The sequence below is a fragment of the Stenotrophomonas sp. 1278 genome (genome assembly GCF_029892765.1).
GTDB classification, from domain to species: domain Bacteria; phylum Pseudomonadota; class Gammaproteobacteria; order Xanthomonadales; family Xanthomonadaceae; genus Stenotrophomonas; species Stenotrophomonas indicatrix.
Genome location: NZ_JARXWD010000023.1, coordinates 43256 through 57965, shown reverse-complemented (window position 1 = coordinate 57965; position 14710 = coordinate 43256). Strand labels below are relative to the sequence as shown.

Here is a 14710-nt window from a genome sequence, read left to right as displayed (position 1 = left end):
GGTGAGGGCGCTTTGCTTGCGAAGCACTGCTTCGCAAGCGCCCGAACGCACAGCCGCCAGCGGCTGGGCCGGGCCCCGGAGGGGGACTTGCAGCGCCCCCCGCAACCGGACCCACCCCGCCATCCCACGGTATGCCCGCTGTTGCCTTGGCTGTTGCTGTTGCTGTCGCTGTTGCTGCTCAGGTTGCCGGCCAGCGGCCGGCACTACCGCTTCGGCGGGTGCAGGGCGCAGCCCTGCCGACTCACCCACCCACCCTATACTTGCCGCCGTGACCGCCTTCCCCGCCCTCGTTCCGCTTGATGCACCGCTGCTGGTCGGCTACAGCGGCGGCCTGGATTCCACCGTGCTGCTGCACTGGCTGTGGCGATCGGCACAGGCCGCCGGCACGCCGCTGCGTGCGACGCACGTACACCATGGCCTGCAACCGGCGGCCGATGACTGGGTGCAGCACTGCCAGCAGCAATGCACGGTGCTGGGCATCGAACTGGCCGTGCACCACGTGCAGGTCAGCCGTGATGACGGCCATGGCATCGAAGGGGCCGCCCGGCTGGCACGTCGTGCTGCATTCAGCGCCGAGTTGCAGGCCGGGGAAACCCTGGCGCTGGCCCAGCACCAGGACGACCAGGCCGAGACCTTCCTGCTGCGTGCGTTGCGCGGTTCGGGCATCGATGGGCTGGCGGCGATGACCGCTGACAGCCGCCTCGATGGCCATCGGCTGTGGCGGCCACTGCTCGATGTGCCGCGCAGCGCGCTGCAGGCTTACGCGACGACACACGGCCTGCAGTGGATCGAAGATCCCAGCAACGGCGAAGACCACGCCGACCGCAATTTCCTGCGCCTGCGGGTACTGCCACTGCTGCGCCAGCGCTGGCCGCATGCCACTGCCGCATTGGCCGGCAGCGCCGCGCATTGCGCGCAGACCCGTGCATTGCTCGATGAAGAAGACGCCGAACTGCTCGCCCACCTGGAAGTGGCACCCCGGGTGCTGTCGCTGGAGCTGCTGCGCCAGGTTGCACCGGAGCGTGCTGCGCGCGTGCTGCGTGCGTGGGTGCGCCGCCATGGCGCAGCCCCGTTGCCGGCGCATGTGCTGCGGCAAGTACAGAACGAATTGATGGCCGCAGGCGCCGATCGGCAGTCGCAGGTGCGTTGGCAGCAGCACGCCATCCGCCAGTGGCGCCAGCACGCCTACCTGCTGCCGGCAGCGCTGCCGGTCCTTCCGAAGGACTGGCAGGCGGCATGGGACGGCCGCGTGCCGCTGCAGCTGCCCGACGGCGGCCAGCTGCGCCTGCTCGGCACGGACGGCTTCGAACATCCGCTGGACCTGCGCGCCCGCCAGGGCGGCGAGCGCATCGTGCTGCCCGGCCGTACGCATTCATCCGCGTTGAAGGATTGCCTGCAGCGCGAGCATCTGGCGCCCTGGCGACGCGCACAGCTGCCCCTGCTGTTCGACCAGGGGCAGCTGCTGGCGGCCGCCGATGTAGTCATTGCCGCACCGCTGCAGGCCTGGCTGCAGGCACGCAATGCGCAGTTGCAGTGGCATCCGGGCGGCTGGTGAATTGACCCTTGCGCGCGCGCCGTCCACACTTGTCGCATGGCCAAGAAGTCCCCCGAAAACGCCTCCCCGGTCGCCCAGTTCGAGCAGTCGCTCGAATCGCTGGAACAGCTGGTGGAGCAGATGGAAACCGGCGAGCTGAGCCTGGAAGCCTCGCTCAGTGCTTACGAACGTGGTGTTGGTCTGTACCGCCAGTGCCAGCAGGCGCTGGAGCAGGCCGAACTGCGCGTGCGCCTGCTCAGCGATCCGGCCCAGCCCGAAACCGCCGAACCCTTCGATCCGCCCAGCCATGACGGCTGAGGCGTTGTTCGCGCGCTGGCGCGACCGTATCGAAAGCCAGCTCGACGCCGCCCTGCCCTCACCGGCCGAAGCCCCGCAACGCCTGCACCAGGCGATGCGCCATTCCGTGCTCGGTGGCGGCAAGCGCATGCGCCCCTTGCTGGTCTATGCCGCCGGCCAGGTGTTCGGCGCGCCCCTGGACAGGCTTGATGCCGCGGCGATGGCGGTGGAACTGATCCACGCCTACTCGCTGGTGCACGACGACCTGCCGGCGATGGACGACGATGCCCTGCGCCGTGGCAAGCCCACCACCCACATCGCCTTCGACGAAGCCACTGCGATCCTCGCCGGCGACGCCCTGCAGACCCGTGCGTTCGGCCTGCTGGCCGATGCACCGCTGCCGGCGGCATTGCGCGTGGCGTGCCTGCAGACCCTGGCCCATGCCTCCGGCGCGGCCGGCATGTGCGGCGGCCAGGCGCTGGACATCGATGCCACCGGCCAGCAGCAGTCGCTGGCAGCCCTCACCCGCATGCATGCGCTGAAGACCGGTGCGCTGATCCGCGCTGCGGTGCGCATGGGCGCGTTGTGCGGTGATGCACCCGAACCCGCGCTGGCCCAGCTCGACGGTTTCGCCGATGCGCTCGGCCTGGCCTTCCAGGTCCGCGATGACATCCTCGATGTCGAAGCCAGTTCCGAACAGCTGGGCAAGACCGCCGGCAAGGACCAGGCCCAGGACAAGAGCACCTTCCCTGCCCTGCTGGGCATGGACGGTGCCAAGGCGCAGCTGCGCGAACTTTCCGCGCGCATGCAGCAGGCACTGGCGGGCTATCACGAAGAAGCCGATGCGCTGCGCGCGCTGGCCACGCTGGCCGTGGAACGCGATCACTGATTGCAGGCATGGATCTGCCGCGCTGCGCGTTCGCCGGGCATGGCCCGGCGCTACCCTACGCGCCATACACGGAAACGCCCGGCATTGCCGGGCGTTTCTTTTTGCGTCGTTGATCGTTGCCGCTTACTTGATCAGGCGCAGTGCGAACGGGTAACGGTAGGCTTCACCATTGTTCGCCTTCACCGCAGCGATGATGCTGAAGACCAGGCTGAGCAGGCCGACGATCGGCGCCAGGAACACGCCGATGACCACGAAGGTCAGGATGATGCAGACGAACATCGCGATGGCGACGGTGATCTGGAAGTTCAGCGCTTCCTTGGCCTGGTCGGTGACGAAGGCCTTGCTGGCGTCATCCTTGTTGATCAGCCAGATGACCAGGGCACCAATGAAACCGGTGAAGATGCCCAGCAGGTGCGCCACCAGGGCCATGGTGCGCTGGTCAGCGGGTACGCTGCTCGCCGCCGGGACGTTCTCGAATTCGCTCACGACAAAACTCCTTTTTTATTGGGTGGTCTTGACCGACCGGCGGCAAGCCGGTCGCGTCAGGCGGGCCTAGCTTACGCCATCAATGGCATCAATCATTGCCGGCGATCGTCATCCGTCCCACCAGGATCGAGCCGGTGCGGATATGCGAGCGCGGATCGACATCGCTGCCGACCGCCTCGATGGCCATGAACATGTCGCGCAGGTTGCCGGCGATGGTGATGCCATCCACCGGATACTGGATCTGGCCGTTCTCCACGCGGAAGCCGCCGGCGCCGCGCGAGTAGTCGCCGGTCACCCCGTTCACCCCCTGCCCCATCAGCTCGGTCACCAGCAGGCCGTTGCCCATCTGCGCGGCGATGTCCTGCAGCGAACCGGCATTGGCCGCCAGCTGCAGGTTGTGCACGCCGCCGGCATTGGCGGTGGTCTGCAGGCCCAGCTTGCGCGCCGAATAGCTGCCCAGCACGTAACGCTGCAGCACACCGTCACGCACCAGGGCCGAGGCACGGGTGGCCACGCCGTCGCCGTCGAAGGCGGCCGAGCGCAGGCCACGGCGCAGGTGCGGCAGCTCCTCGATCTGCATCCAGTCGGGGAACAGCTGCTGGTCGACGCTGTCCAGCAGGAAGCTCGCCTGGCGGTACAGTGCGCCGCCGGAGACCGCCGACAGCAGGTGGCCCACCAGGCTGCGCGCCACTTCCGGCGCGTACAGCACCGGCATGCTGCCGGTCGGCAGCGAACGCGGCTGCAGGCGGGCGATCGTGCGCTCTGCGGCGCGGCGACCGACGCTGGCCGGATCTTCCAGGTCCTCGCGGGCCAGTGCGCCGGTGTACCAGCCGTCGCGCTGCATGCCATCGCCGGTGCCAGCGATCAGCGCACAGCCGATCGAATGATGGGTCCCGCGCTCACGGCCGATGAACCCATGCGAATTGGCGTAGACCGACACGCTCTGCATGCTCGATACCGAGGCGCCATCGGAATTGCGGATCTGCGCATCGGCTTGGCGGCCCGCCGCCTCGCAGGCCAGCGCCAGGTCCACCGCCTCGTCGGCCTGCAGCTCCCAGGGGTGCCAGCCATCCAGTTCGGGGAAGTCGCGGGCCATCAGGTCGGCCTCGGCGAGGCCGGCGGCCGGATCGTCCTCGGTATGGCGGGCGATCGCGCAGGCCTGCTCGACGGTGGCCAGCAGGCTGGCCTCATGCAGGTCGGCGGTGCTGGCACTGCCCTTGCACTGGCCGAAGTAGACGGTCACGGCAATGCCGCGGTCACGGGTGGACTGCACGGTCTCGACCTCGCCGAGACGGACATTGACCTCCAGCCCACGGTCTTCGCTGCAGCTGACCTCGGCCTGGCTGGCACCCAGCGCGCGGGCACGCTGCAGCAGCTGCTGGGAGATGTCGGCCAGCCGTTCCAGCCGGGCCGGGCTGTCGTCGCCGACGGCGACTTCAGGGGCGATCACGTTCAATGCTTTATCCTGTGCGGGTTGGGCCCGGTATCACGCCGGGCGACTTTTTTTGAAATCAGGTATGGACGATGCGCGGACGCGACGAAGAAACCGGTGAATTCCACGACAAGAGCCGCAGCCAGAACCGGCGCGATGCGCTCGACGTCCTGGCCCTGGGCGAGAAGCTGGTGTCGCTGACCCCGGCCCAGCTGGCGCGCCTGCCGATCCCGGAGGACCTGCTGCCACACATTGCCGAGTGCAAGCGCATCACCGCCCATATCGCGCACAAGCGGCAGCTGGCGTTCCTGGCCAAGCACATGCGCCGCGAGGACGATGCCGCGCTGGACGCGATCCGCGATGCGCTGGATGCCAACAGCGAAACCGGGCGCCGCGAAGTGGCGATGATGCACCGTGTCGAAGACTGGCGCGAACGCCTCATGAATGAAGGCGACAAGGCGCTGGCCGCGCTGCTGGATGACCATCCGCAGGCCGACCGCCAGCAGCTGCGCACGCTGGTGCGCAACGCCCAGGCCGAAAAGGCCAAGAACAAGCCGCCGCGCGCCTACCGCGAGATCTTCCAGGTGCTGCGCGCGCTGATGCTGCCGGCCGCGCTCGGCCTGAAGGCGTCCGCTGAGGACGTCGAGGCAGACGAACCGGTCGACGACGCCGACGAGGACTGAGTCCCCGTCGGGCAGGGCGGTGGCTGTGGCCATCGCCGTGCTCAGGCCTGGGTACCGCCGACGGTGATGCCCTCGATCAGCAGCGACGGCTGGCCGACACCGACCGGCACACTCTGCCCGTCCTTGCCACAGATGCCCACGCCCTCGTCCAGGGCCAGGTCGTTGCCGACCATGCGCACCTTCTGCATGGTTTCCGGGCCATTGCCGATCAGGGTCGCGCCCTTCACTGGAGCGGTGATCCGGCCGTCCTCGATCAGGTAGGCCTCGGTGGCCGAGAACACGTACTTGCCGCTGGTGATGTCGACCTGGCCGCCGCCGAAATTGACCGCGTACAGGCCCTTCTTCACCGAACGGATCATTTCCTGCGGGTCATGCTGGCCGGCGCGCATGTAGGTGTTGGTCATGCGCGGCATGGTCATGTGCGCGAACGATTCGCGACGGCCGTTGCCGGTCGGCGCCACGCCCATCAGCCGCGCGTTGAGGCTGTCCTGCATGTAGCCGACCAGGATGCCGTCCTCGATCAGCGTGGTGCACTGGGTCGGGTGGCCTTCGTCATCGATGTTGAGTGAACCACGGCGCCCGTCCAGGGTGCCGTCGTCGACGATGGTCACGCCCGGGGCAGCCACGCGCTCGCCGATCCTGCCGGCGTAGACACTGGTGCCCTTGCGGTTGAAGTCACCTTCCAGGCCATGGCCGACCGCCTCGTGCAGCAGCACGCCCGGCCAGCCCGGGCCCAGCACCACCGGCATCACCCCGGCCGGCGCCGGCACCGCTTCCAGGTTCACCAGGGCCTGCCGCAGCGCCTCGCGCGCAAAGGCTTCCGGGCGGCCATCGGCAAACAGCGCTTCATAGCCATAGCGACCGCCGCCGCCGGCATAACCCGACTCACGGCGGCCGTTCTGCTCGACGATCACCTGCACGTTCAACCGCACCAGCGGGCGCACGTCGGCGCCCAGCACACCATCGGTGCGGGCAACCAGCACGGTATCAACGCCACCGGACAGGCTGACCATCACCTGCTTCACGCGCGGGTCGGCCGCGCGCAGGTAGCCGTCCAGGCGCTTGAGCACCTCGACCTTGGCTTCGTTGCCGATGCCGTCGATCGGGTCCAGCGCCGGATACAGCACGCGCGCATCGCCGCGCAGCAGCGAGCGTCCGGTCTGTGCGCCGCCTTCGCGCGAGATCGCACGTGCCGACTGCGCTGCGGTCAGCAATGCACCGGCATGGATGTCATCGGAATAGGCAAAGCCGGTCTTCTCGCCGGCAATCGCGCGCACGCCCACGCCCTGCTCGATGGAATGGGCGCCGTCCTTGACGATGCCATCTTCCACGCTCCAGCTTTCGCGCCGGGCATGCTGGAAGTACAGGTCGCCGAAGTCGACACCGGGGCCGAGCAGTTGGCCGAAGGTGCGCTCCAGGCCAGCGGTATCCAGGCCACCGGGGCGCAACAGGCGATCTTGGGCAAGCGTCAGGGCGTTGTCAGTCATGGTCTCGATCTGGGGGTGTGAAGGCGGTCAGGCAAGGCCGCCCTGGGGAAACGGGGGCCGCGCTCAGCGCGGTGGCGGTGGTTCGGTGACGGTCGGCGGCACGGCCGGCAACGGCGGCAGGCGCGGCGGCGGTGCGGGTACTGGCGCACGTTCGCGGCTGCGCTCGATCACCTCCACCTTGGGCTCCTTCCAGGGGCCGGTCACCTTGTAGGTGCGGGCACCGATCTCGCCCAATGGCTTGGACAATACCGCATTGGTGGCTGCACCCAGCGCTGCGCCCACCGGGCCGCCGGCCACCGCGCCGACCACGGTCAGCAGATTGCCGGCGCGCGGGTTGACGTCGATGGTCTGGTCGAACTGCTGTTTCCGCAGGTCGGCCTGGCCACGGATGGTGATGTTCGCTGCCGGCCCTTCGATCAACACCTTGTCGGTACGGGCCATGCCCTCGCCGAACTGCACGCTGCCCTCGACCTGGTTGAACGCAAAGCCCTTGGAGAAGAAGTCGCGGAAGTCGAACATCAGCCGCCGCGGCAGCTGGGCGACGCTGAGCAGGCCCAGCACGCGGCCGGCACCCGGCTCCAGCTCCAGCAGCTGGCCATTGCGGGCATTCACATCAAGCTGGCCTTGCAGGTTGCCAAGCTGGAAGTCCGACGGACCGCCGGGCCATGAGGCCTGCAGCTGGGCGTGGCCGGAGCCGCCGCGCAGCTGGCCGCCGTAGTCGAGGTTCTGCAGCAACCCGCCCAGGTCTTCACTGCGCACCTGCGCATCAAGCGCGGTTCGCGAACCGCCACCCTTGCCAAGCCAACGGCCACGGATGTCGATCTCCTGGCTGGGGGCGCGGAACTGCAGTTGTTCCACGCTCAGGCCATTGGCGATCGGCCGCGTACGCAGCACCGCCTGGCCCAGCACGGCCTTGCCGAACTTCAGGTCGGCGATGTCCAGTGCGAACGGCGGCAGCTTGGCCGGGTCCATGTCGTCGGCACCGGCCTGCACCCGCGCCGGTGCTGCCGTGGCTCCGGGAAGGGTCGGCAGCGATTGCCAGTACACGCGCTCGAGCTGGCCGCTGATGGTGCCGCCATCGGCGTTGGGTACATTCAATTTGCCGGCCAGCGAGGGGCCATCCAGGCGCACATCCAGCGCCTGCGGGCCAGGGCGCAGCTGCAGGCGGGTCTGCTCGAACACGCCGCCGATCAGCATCAGCTGGCCGACCTGCACGTCCACCGCGCGCAGCGGCATCGGGTCGCCATCGCCACCGGCGCCACGGGCCAGGCCGATCCATTCCAGTGCATCCAGGGTCGGGCTGCGGCCATTGATGGTCAGCCCGCTGGGCGGTGGTTCGCGGTCAACGTGGTCGCTGCCCAGGGTGACCTGAACGCCGGTCTGGTTGTTGTGGCTGCGCGCAGCCAGCGCCAGACGCTGGCCGAACGCCACGTCGATGCGGCCGGCGCCCATCGGCAGCTGTGCGGCCACGGTGGTCGGCAGCGGCTCGTTGGCCGGCTTCTGCAGCGGTGCCGGCAGGTCCAGGCGGGTGCCCAGCAGATCCGAGCGCAGGCGCAGCTCGCTGGGCGGCGCTGGTGCACCCGCCGCGACCTTCGGCAGGTTCACCGCGATGGTCCACGGCGAGGTACCGTTGATGTAGGGCTTCAGCCAGGCCATTTCCGGTGCGCGGTCGATCAGCACGCCCGCATCGAGCGTGGCGGCCAGTTCCGATTCGAAGGCCAGCTTGGGGTCACGCACGAAACCACCGGCGCGCAGGCTCAGCCGGCCGTCCTGGCCGAGGTGGCGCACGGCCAGTTCCTCGGCGGCGAAGCCGGCGTTGCTGTAGCGGGCCTGCCCGCGCATGTTGTCGAATTCCAGCTGGAAGCGCTTGTCGACCAGCTTCAGCCCGGCCAGGTCCACCGTGCCCTGCAGGTGGCCGCCGCCCTGGTCATGATGCAGGGGCTGCAACAGGTCGAAATGCACGTTGGCCGGCCCGCTTGCCGCGAGGTTGTCCAGGGTGTCGCCGTATTCCTTGTGCAGCGGGCTCTGCCGCAGCATCGCCAGCAGCTTGCCGGCGTCGCCCTGGCTGTCGGCGCGCACGTACAGTGGCTGCTGGCCGAAATCCTGGATGCCGGCTTCGAACGTCTGTACTGCCACGCCGGCCAGATCGCCGCTCCCCTGCATGTGGAAGCCAGGGCCGATGAAGGCGACATCGGCATCGACCTGGCCCATCAACGGCCAATCGTGCTGGAAGCGGATGTCACCCTTGCTGATGTGGCCGGTGGCCTCGAAGCGACCATCGTTGTTGTCGAACGGCCAGTCGTCCAGGTCACCACTGACCAGTCCGATGCCGTTGCGCACCTGGCCACCGGCCAGGGCCATGTCCAGCCAGTCGGTGGCGCCCTTGCTCATCCTGGAATGGATCCAGAAACGCTTGGCCGCGGTCATCGGTACGTCGTCCAGCTTGGCCGCCAGCTGCATCCACGGCCGGGTGCCATCGCCCTGGAACCAGAGACCACCGCGCACGTCGGCAGCGTAGTCGGTGCCTTCCACACGCATCGCCGGGGTGCCGATGCGCCAGCCACCGGCCTCGTCGCGCCAACCGACGATCTGCCCGGCAAGATGCAGGTCGTGACGCACGCCGAAACCGGTCGGCCAATCGAACTGCAGCTGGCGCTGGGGCTGCAGCTGCAGGCTGAAACCGTTGGCATCGCCCTCGAAGCGGCCGCCCAGGCCGCGCAGGCCCGGCGAGTTGCCAACACTGGCAAAGCCCAGCGACTGCAGTTCGCCCTGCACCCACAACGGGCCATCCTGCTGGCCGCGCAACTGCAGCTGCGCCACGTCCAGCTGCGGCTTGGCCAGGTACAGCCAATGCCGCAGGCCCGCGTCCAAGCGGTCGCTGAGCGCCAGCGCGCGCAACGCGGTACCCGCCTGCGCTGCTGCGGCCTGCACCTGCATCTGCTTGCCCACCCGCAGTTGCAGCCCGTCCAGCTGCTGCTGGCTGCCATCGGCCTGCAGGCGCAGGCGCGGCACCTGCAGCGCCCAGCCTTCTGCCGTCCGCTGCCAACGCAGGCGCGCCTGCAACCGTTGCAATTGAATTTCCGGGCGCGCCACGCCAGGCATCGGCGCGCCTTCGACACGCAGATCACGCAGGTCCGAATCGGTGGTCAGCGCCACCGGGGCGAAATCACGCAGGGTCAGCCACAGGTTGAGCTCGCCCTTGCCCTCGCGCAGGCGCATGCCGCCGGCCGCCAACAACGGCGCCCAGGCACGGAAATCGATCGGATCGGCGCCTACCCAGGCCTCGCCGTTGCCGCGCTGGCGATCCAGGTCCAGCACCGCCGTCAGCGGCAACGCGTCGGTCTGTGCCCAGGCACGCACGCCCACCCGCAGGCGGTCGCCATCCACGCGCAGGCGCAGGTCGATGCGTGGCAGGGTGGCGTCGACACCCAGTGCTGGCGCATGCACGCCGAGGCGGCCACCAATCACCTGCAGTTCGCCCAGCCGGCGCAACGCATCCAACGGATCGCCGCCAGCGCGGGACTGCGGCAGGCCGCGCACCGACCAGCGGCCATCGGCGGCCTGCTGCAGGTCCAGCGCCAGGCCGCGCAGGCGCAGTTCGGTCAGCGAGCGGCCCGGCAACAGGCCGCTGTACATCGACACCAGCACCTCGGCATCGCCGATGGCCAGGCCCTGGCCCGCGCCGATGCGCAGGCCCTTCAACTGCAGCAGTGGACCACGTCGGGTCCAGGCGGTGTCCAGGCGTTCGAAGCGCACCGGTTGCCCGGCGCGCGTGCTCAGCCAGGCCGCGATCCGGTCCGGATGGCGCTCAGCCAGCGGCAACAGCTGGCTGAGGGTGCCGACCAGCAGGGCAAGCCCGACCAGGCCAACCGCGCATGCGGCGATGAAATGACGGCGGATCCTTCGCAGTCGCAGGCGCGGCGGCGCGCTCATCGGCCACCGAAGGCAGACAGTCGGCCTGGATCAGAGCAGAACAACATCGAACTGCTCCTGCAGGTACTGCTCGTCCGCCTGGAAGCGGATGCTCTTGCCGAGGAACTCCTCCAGCTCGGCCACGGCCGTGGATTCCTCATCGGTGATCCGCGCCACCACCTTGCTGGACGCGATCACCAGCAGGCGCGCGGCATCGAACTGGCGCACCGCGCGGGTGATCTCGCGGAAGATCTCGTAGGTCACCGTTTCGGTGGTCTTGATGGTGCCGCGGCCACTGCACTGCGGGCAGGTTTCCGACAGCTGGCGCTCCAGGCTTTCCACCGTGCGCTTGCGGGTCATCTCCACCAGGCCCAGCGGCGAGAAGTCGTACACCGTGGTCTTGGCATGGTCACGGGCCAGCGCCTTTTCCAGCGTGCGCAGCACCTGGCGGCGATGCTCGGCGTCATCCATGTCGATGAAGTCGATGATGATGATGCCGCCCAGGTTGCGCAGGCGCAGCTGCCTGGCCACCGCCTGCGCGGCCTCCAGGTTGGTGCGGAACACCGTCTCTTCCAGGTTGCGCTGGCCGAGGAACGAGCCGGTGTTGACGTCGATGGTGGTCATCGCCTCGGTCTGGTCGATCACCAGGTAGCCACCGGATTTCAGCGGTACCTGCTTGTCCAGCGCACGGCCGATCTCGTCCTCGACCCCGAACATGTCGAAGATCGGACGATCGCCGCTGTACAGCTCGATCTTCTCCGCCAGCACCGGCATGTACTTGGCCACGAACGCCTGCAGCTGGGCGAAGGTCTCCTTCGAGTCCACCTTCACCTTGTCCACGTCCTTGCGGATCAGGTCGCGCACCGAACGCAGCGGCAGGCTCAGGTCTTCATAGATGTTGCTGCACGACGCCGCCTCGCGGCCGCGGCGCTCGACCACGTTCCACACCCGTGACAGGTAGGCGATGTCTTCGGCGATGGCCTCGGCCGGCTGGCCTTCGGCATTGGTGCGCACGATGTAGCCGTAGCCGCCGTGCTGGGCCGACAGTTCGGTCACCAGCGCCTTCAGCCGCGCGCGCTCGCCTTCGTCCTCGATGCGCGCCGACACGCCCACCACCTTCGACTGCGGCAGCAGCACCATGTAGCGCGAGGGAATGCTGATCTGGGTGGTCAGGCGTGCGCCCTTGGTCCCGATCGGATCCTTCACCACCTGCACCACGATGTCCTGGCCGTCGCGCAGCAGCTCCACGATCGGCACGCTGGACGGCGGCGGCAGGGTCGTGTTCTCGGTATCTGCGCTGGCCACCGGCGCCGGTCGCACCACGTCGTTGGCGTGCAGGAACGCGGCGCGCTCCAGGCCCACTTCGACGAATGCCGCCTGCATGCCTGGCATGACCCGCTGCACCTTGCCCTTGTAGATGTTGCCGACCACACCCCGGCGCCAACCGCGCTCGATGTGCAGTTCCTGCAGCATGCCGTTCTCGATCACCGCGACCCGGGTTTCGCGCGGGGTCACATTGACCAGGATTTCCTCAGACATCGGCAGCCTCCCTGGCGGCATCAGCAGTTGGGGCCAGCACGCCGCAGCGGGCCAGCAGACGATCGGTATGCAGCAACGGCAGCCCCATGACACCGGAGTAGCTGCCGGAAAGGTGTTCGATCCAGCGCTCGGCACCGCCCTGGATGGCATAGGCACCCGCCTTGTCCAGCGGCTCGCCGGTGGCGACGTAGGCAGCGATGTCGGCGGACTCGATGGCGGCGAAGGTGACCTCGGAAACAACCAGTTCGCTGTCCAGCCCGCGCGCGTCCACCACCACCACGGCGGTCATCACCTGATGGGTGCGCCCGGCCAGCCGTGCCAGCATCGCCCGCGCGTCGGCGGCGTCGGCCGGCTTGCCGAATACTTCGCCATCGAGCACCACTTCGGTATCCGAGCCCAGCACCCGCGCCTGCGGGTCATCGGCCAGCACCCGTGCCAGGCCGGCGCGCGCCTTGTCGGCGGCGACCCGGCAGACATAGTCCTGGGCACTTTCAGAGGCCGCGCGCTGCTCGACGACCTCCAGGTCCAACGCCTGGAAAGGGTGTCCGAGTCGGGCCAGCAGCTGGTTGCGTCGGGGGGAGCGGGAAGCAAGATAGAGCATCGACACAGCATAACCTGACGCCGGTACCTGAATCGTCGGACAATCCTTCCCCGGCGCCTGCAACCCCGAACGGACTCACAACGCGTTCATCGCTACGACACCACCCTCACCGCCACAACAAGGAGATCCCATGCGTCGCACCGCCACCCCGCTGCTGCTTGCCCTGTCCCTCGCTCTTGGAGCTTCGATGACCGCCCATGCCGACCCGTCGTCGCCGTCGATCGCCGCCGCGGCCGAAGGCACCCTGCTGAACATCTCGGCCAACGCCGAAGCCACCCGCGTGCCGGACGTGGCCACGCTGTCGGCCGGTGTGGTCACCCAGGCCGCCGACGGCAACAGCGCCATGCGTCAGAACGCCCAGCAGATGGACAAGGTCCTGGCTGCGATCAAGGCCGCCGGCATCGCCGAGCGCGACGTGCAGACCAGCGGCGTCAGCCTCAACCCGCAGTACCGTTATGCCGACAACGAAGCCCCGAAGATCACCGGCTACCAGGCCAGCAACACCGTCAGCCTGAAGGTCCGCGACATCGCCAAGCTGGGCAAGGTGCTGGACGCGCTGGCCGCGCAGGGCGCCAACCAGATCAACGGCCCGCAGTTCGAGATCGACCAGCCCGAGCCGGTCTATGACGAAGCGCGCCTGGCGGCACTGAAGAAGGCCCAGGCCCGTGCCCAGACCTATGCCAAGTCGCTTGGCCTGCAGGTGCGGCGCATTGTCAGCATTTCCGAGAACGCCGGTGGCGGTTTCCGCCCGATGCCGATGATGCGTGCGCAGGCCGCCGGCATGGCAATGGACAAGGCCACCCCGGTCGCCCCGGGCGAGTCGACCGTCTCGGTGAACCTGGACGTGGTGTTCGAACTGGGCCGCTGAGGCGCCTTCCGTTCAACCGACGGCGCCCTGCGGGGCGCCGTTTTCGTTTCCACCGCCGCCGTGCCGGCAGCGTTACATGAAGGCCAGCTCAACGCTGCCGCCCCTGCCTCTAGGCAGTGGTGGAGGCGGCGCGCTAATGATTGACTGCCAGCCGCGTGCGGCAACCCCGATGGCGGCCCTGGTGCGTTGAGGACTTCGACACTGGCATGGAGGTGGACCATGGTTCGTACGTATCCCGTAGTACCCCTGCACTTCGATCCCGCCCGCGTTGCCGCCTGGAGTGCGGCCATCGCCCTGCATCTGCTCGCGTTCCTGTTGTTGCTGATCCCGGCGACCTACCAGGCCATCACCGCGCTGCCGCGCGATCAGACCACGGTACGGTTCATTCCCAGGGAAGAGCCCAAGCCGATCGAGCCGCTGCCGGTGCCGACCGAGCCTGAAAAGGTGGAGGTGGTGCACAAGCGGCAGGCCACGCCGGTGCCCGCACCGCTGCCGACGCCCACCGCGACCGTCGAGGAGGCCCAGGGCATCATCCTGCCGGCGGCCGAGCCGACCGCGGTGCAGGCTGCGCCGACCATTGCTCCGTCCACGCCGCTGGCCGGCGCCCAGCTGCAGTACCGCAGCAACCCGCCGCCCAGCTACCCGATCCAGGCCCTGCGCAATCACGAACAGGGCACGGTGCTGCTGCGGGTGGAAGTGGACCCCAGTGGCCAGCCGGTGAACGTCAGCATCGAACGCAGCAGCGGCTCGCGCAGCCTGGACCAGGCCGCCCGCCAGCAGGTGCTGCGCCACTGGCGTTTCGTGCCGGCCGAGCGTGATGGCATGGCCGTTCCCGCCATCGGCATGGTGCCCGTGCAGTTTTCCCTGCCCGACTGAGCCACGGACCGGCCCGGCAGCTCGCCGGGCCGGTCACAACGGTGAATGGGCCCGAACAGGGCCAAGCTGCCCGGTTATTTGAACTTCGTTGGAAAACCGTTACGAA

General features: G+C 68.6%; 12 protein-coding genes. 6 read left to right on the top strand and 6 right to left on the bottom strand.

Annotated features, from left to right (window positions below; genetic code table 11):
- The first annotated feature begins 268 nt into the window (after positions 1-268).
- From tilS to M2299_RS16865, 3 genes are read left to right on the top strand one after another with little or no spacing between them, the layout of a single operon-like run.
- Positions 269-1555 carry a tRNA lysidine(34) synthetase TilS gene (gene tilS, locus M2299_RS16875; RefSeq protein ID WP_238379110.1) on the top strand — a complete coding sequence of 429 codons (1287 nt, stop codon included), beginning with the start codon at positions 269-271 and terminating at the stop codon, positions 1553-1555.
- A 36-nt stretch (positions 1556-1591) separates the two neighbouring features.
- Positions 1592-1852 (top strand): exodeoxyribonuclease VII small subunit, encoded by a 261-nt coding sequence (locus M2299_RS16870; RefSeq protein WP_006381978.1) that lies wholly within the window; start codon positions 1592-1594, stop codon positions 1850-1852.
- On the top strand, positions 1842-2720 hold the full coding sequence (locus M2299_RS16865) for a farnesyl diphosphate synthase (protein WP_100436735.1): 879 nt from the start codon (positions 1842-1844) through the stop codon (positions 2718-2720). Before M2299_RS16870 ends, M2299_RS16865 begins: the two co-directional genes overlap by 11 nt.
- A gap of 123 nt (positions 2721-2843) precedes the next feature.
- Here the strand turns inward: M2299_RS16865 and M2299_RS16860 are convergent, their stop codons facing one another.
- Complete coding sequence (locus M2299_RS16860) at positions 2844-3206, bottom strand: DUF4870 domain-containing protein (RefSeq protein ID WP_025879282.1); 363 nt, start codon at positions 3204-3206, stop codon at positions 2844-2846.
- Positions 3207-3294: 88 nt separating this feature from the next.
- A complete protein-coding gene (gene pmbA / locus M2299_RS16855; RefSeq protein WP_280884715.1) occupies positions 3295-4662 on the bottom strand; it encodes a metalloprotease PmbA in 1368 nt (455 codons plus the stop codon).
- Positions 4663-4730: 68 nt separating this feature from the next.
- Here pmbA and yjgA point away from each other — a divergent pair, with 68 nt between their 5' ends.
- Positions 4731-5321 carry a ribosome biogenesis factor YjgA gene (gene yjgA, locus M2299_RS16850; RefSeq protein WP_025879284.1) on the top strand — a complete coding sequence of 197 codons (591 nt, stop codon included), beginning with the start codon at positions 4731-4733 and terminating at the stop codon, positions 5319-5321.
- Positions 5322-5362: 41 nt separating this feature from the next.
- Here yjgA and tldD read toward each other — a convergent pair whose 3' ends face one another.
- The 4 genes from tldD to M2299_RS16830 all read right to left on the bottom strand — a co-directional run bounded on the left by tldD (position 5363) and on the right by M2299_RS16830 (position 12860).
- Positions 5363-6808 carry a metalloprotease TldD gene (gene tldD / locus M2299_RS16845; RefSeq protein ID WP_025879285.1) on the bottom strand — a complete coding sequence of 482 codons (1446 nt, stop codon included), beginning with the start codon at positions 6806-6808 and terminating at the stop codon, positions 5363-5365.
- A 63-nt stretch (positions 6809-6871) separates the two neighbouring features.
- Complete coding sequence (locus M2299_RS16840) at positions 6872-10741, bottom strand: YhdP family protein (protein ID WP_100436737.1); 3870 nt, start codon at positions 10739-10741, stop codon at positions 6872-6874.
- A gap of 30 nt (positions 10742-10771) precedes the next feature.
- On the bottom strand, positions 10772-12259 hold the full coding sequence (gene rng / locus M2299_RS16835; protein WP_025879287.1) for a ribonuclease G: 1488 nt from the start codon (positions 12257-12259) through the stop codon (positions 10772-10774).
- Entirely contained in the window at positions 12252-12860 is a 609-nt protein-coding gene (locus tag M2299_RS16830) for a Maf family nucleotide pyrophosphatase (protein WP_093821177.1), read from the bottom strand. The genes rng and M2299_RS16830 overlap by 8 nt, the downstream gene beginning before the upstream one ends.
- A 130-nt stretch (positions 12861-12990) precedes the next feature.
- On the opposite strand from M2299_RS16830, the gene M2299_RS16825 reads away from it, so the two are divergent.
- Positions 12991-13728: an SIMPL domain-containing protein gene (locus M2299_RS16825; RefSeq protein WP_025879289.1), complete on the top strand. Its 738-nt coding sequence runs from the start codon at positions 12991-12993 to the stop codon at positions 13726-13728.
- 219 nt (positions 13729-13947) lie between these two features.
- Positions 13948-14604 (top strand): energy transducer TonB, encoded by a 657-nt coding sequence (locus M2299_RS16820; RefSeq protein ID WP_025879290.1) that lies wholly within the window; start codon positions 13948-13950, stop codon positions 14602-14604.
- The last annotated feature ends 106 nt before the right edge of the window (positions 14605-14710 follow it).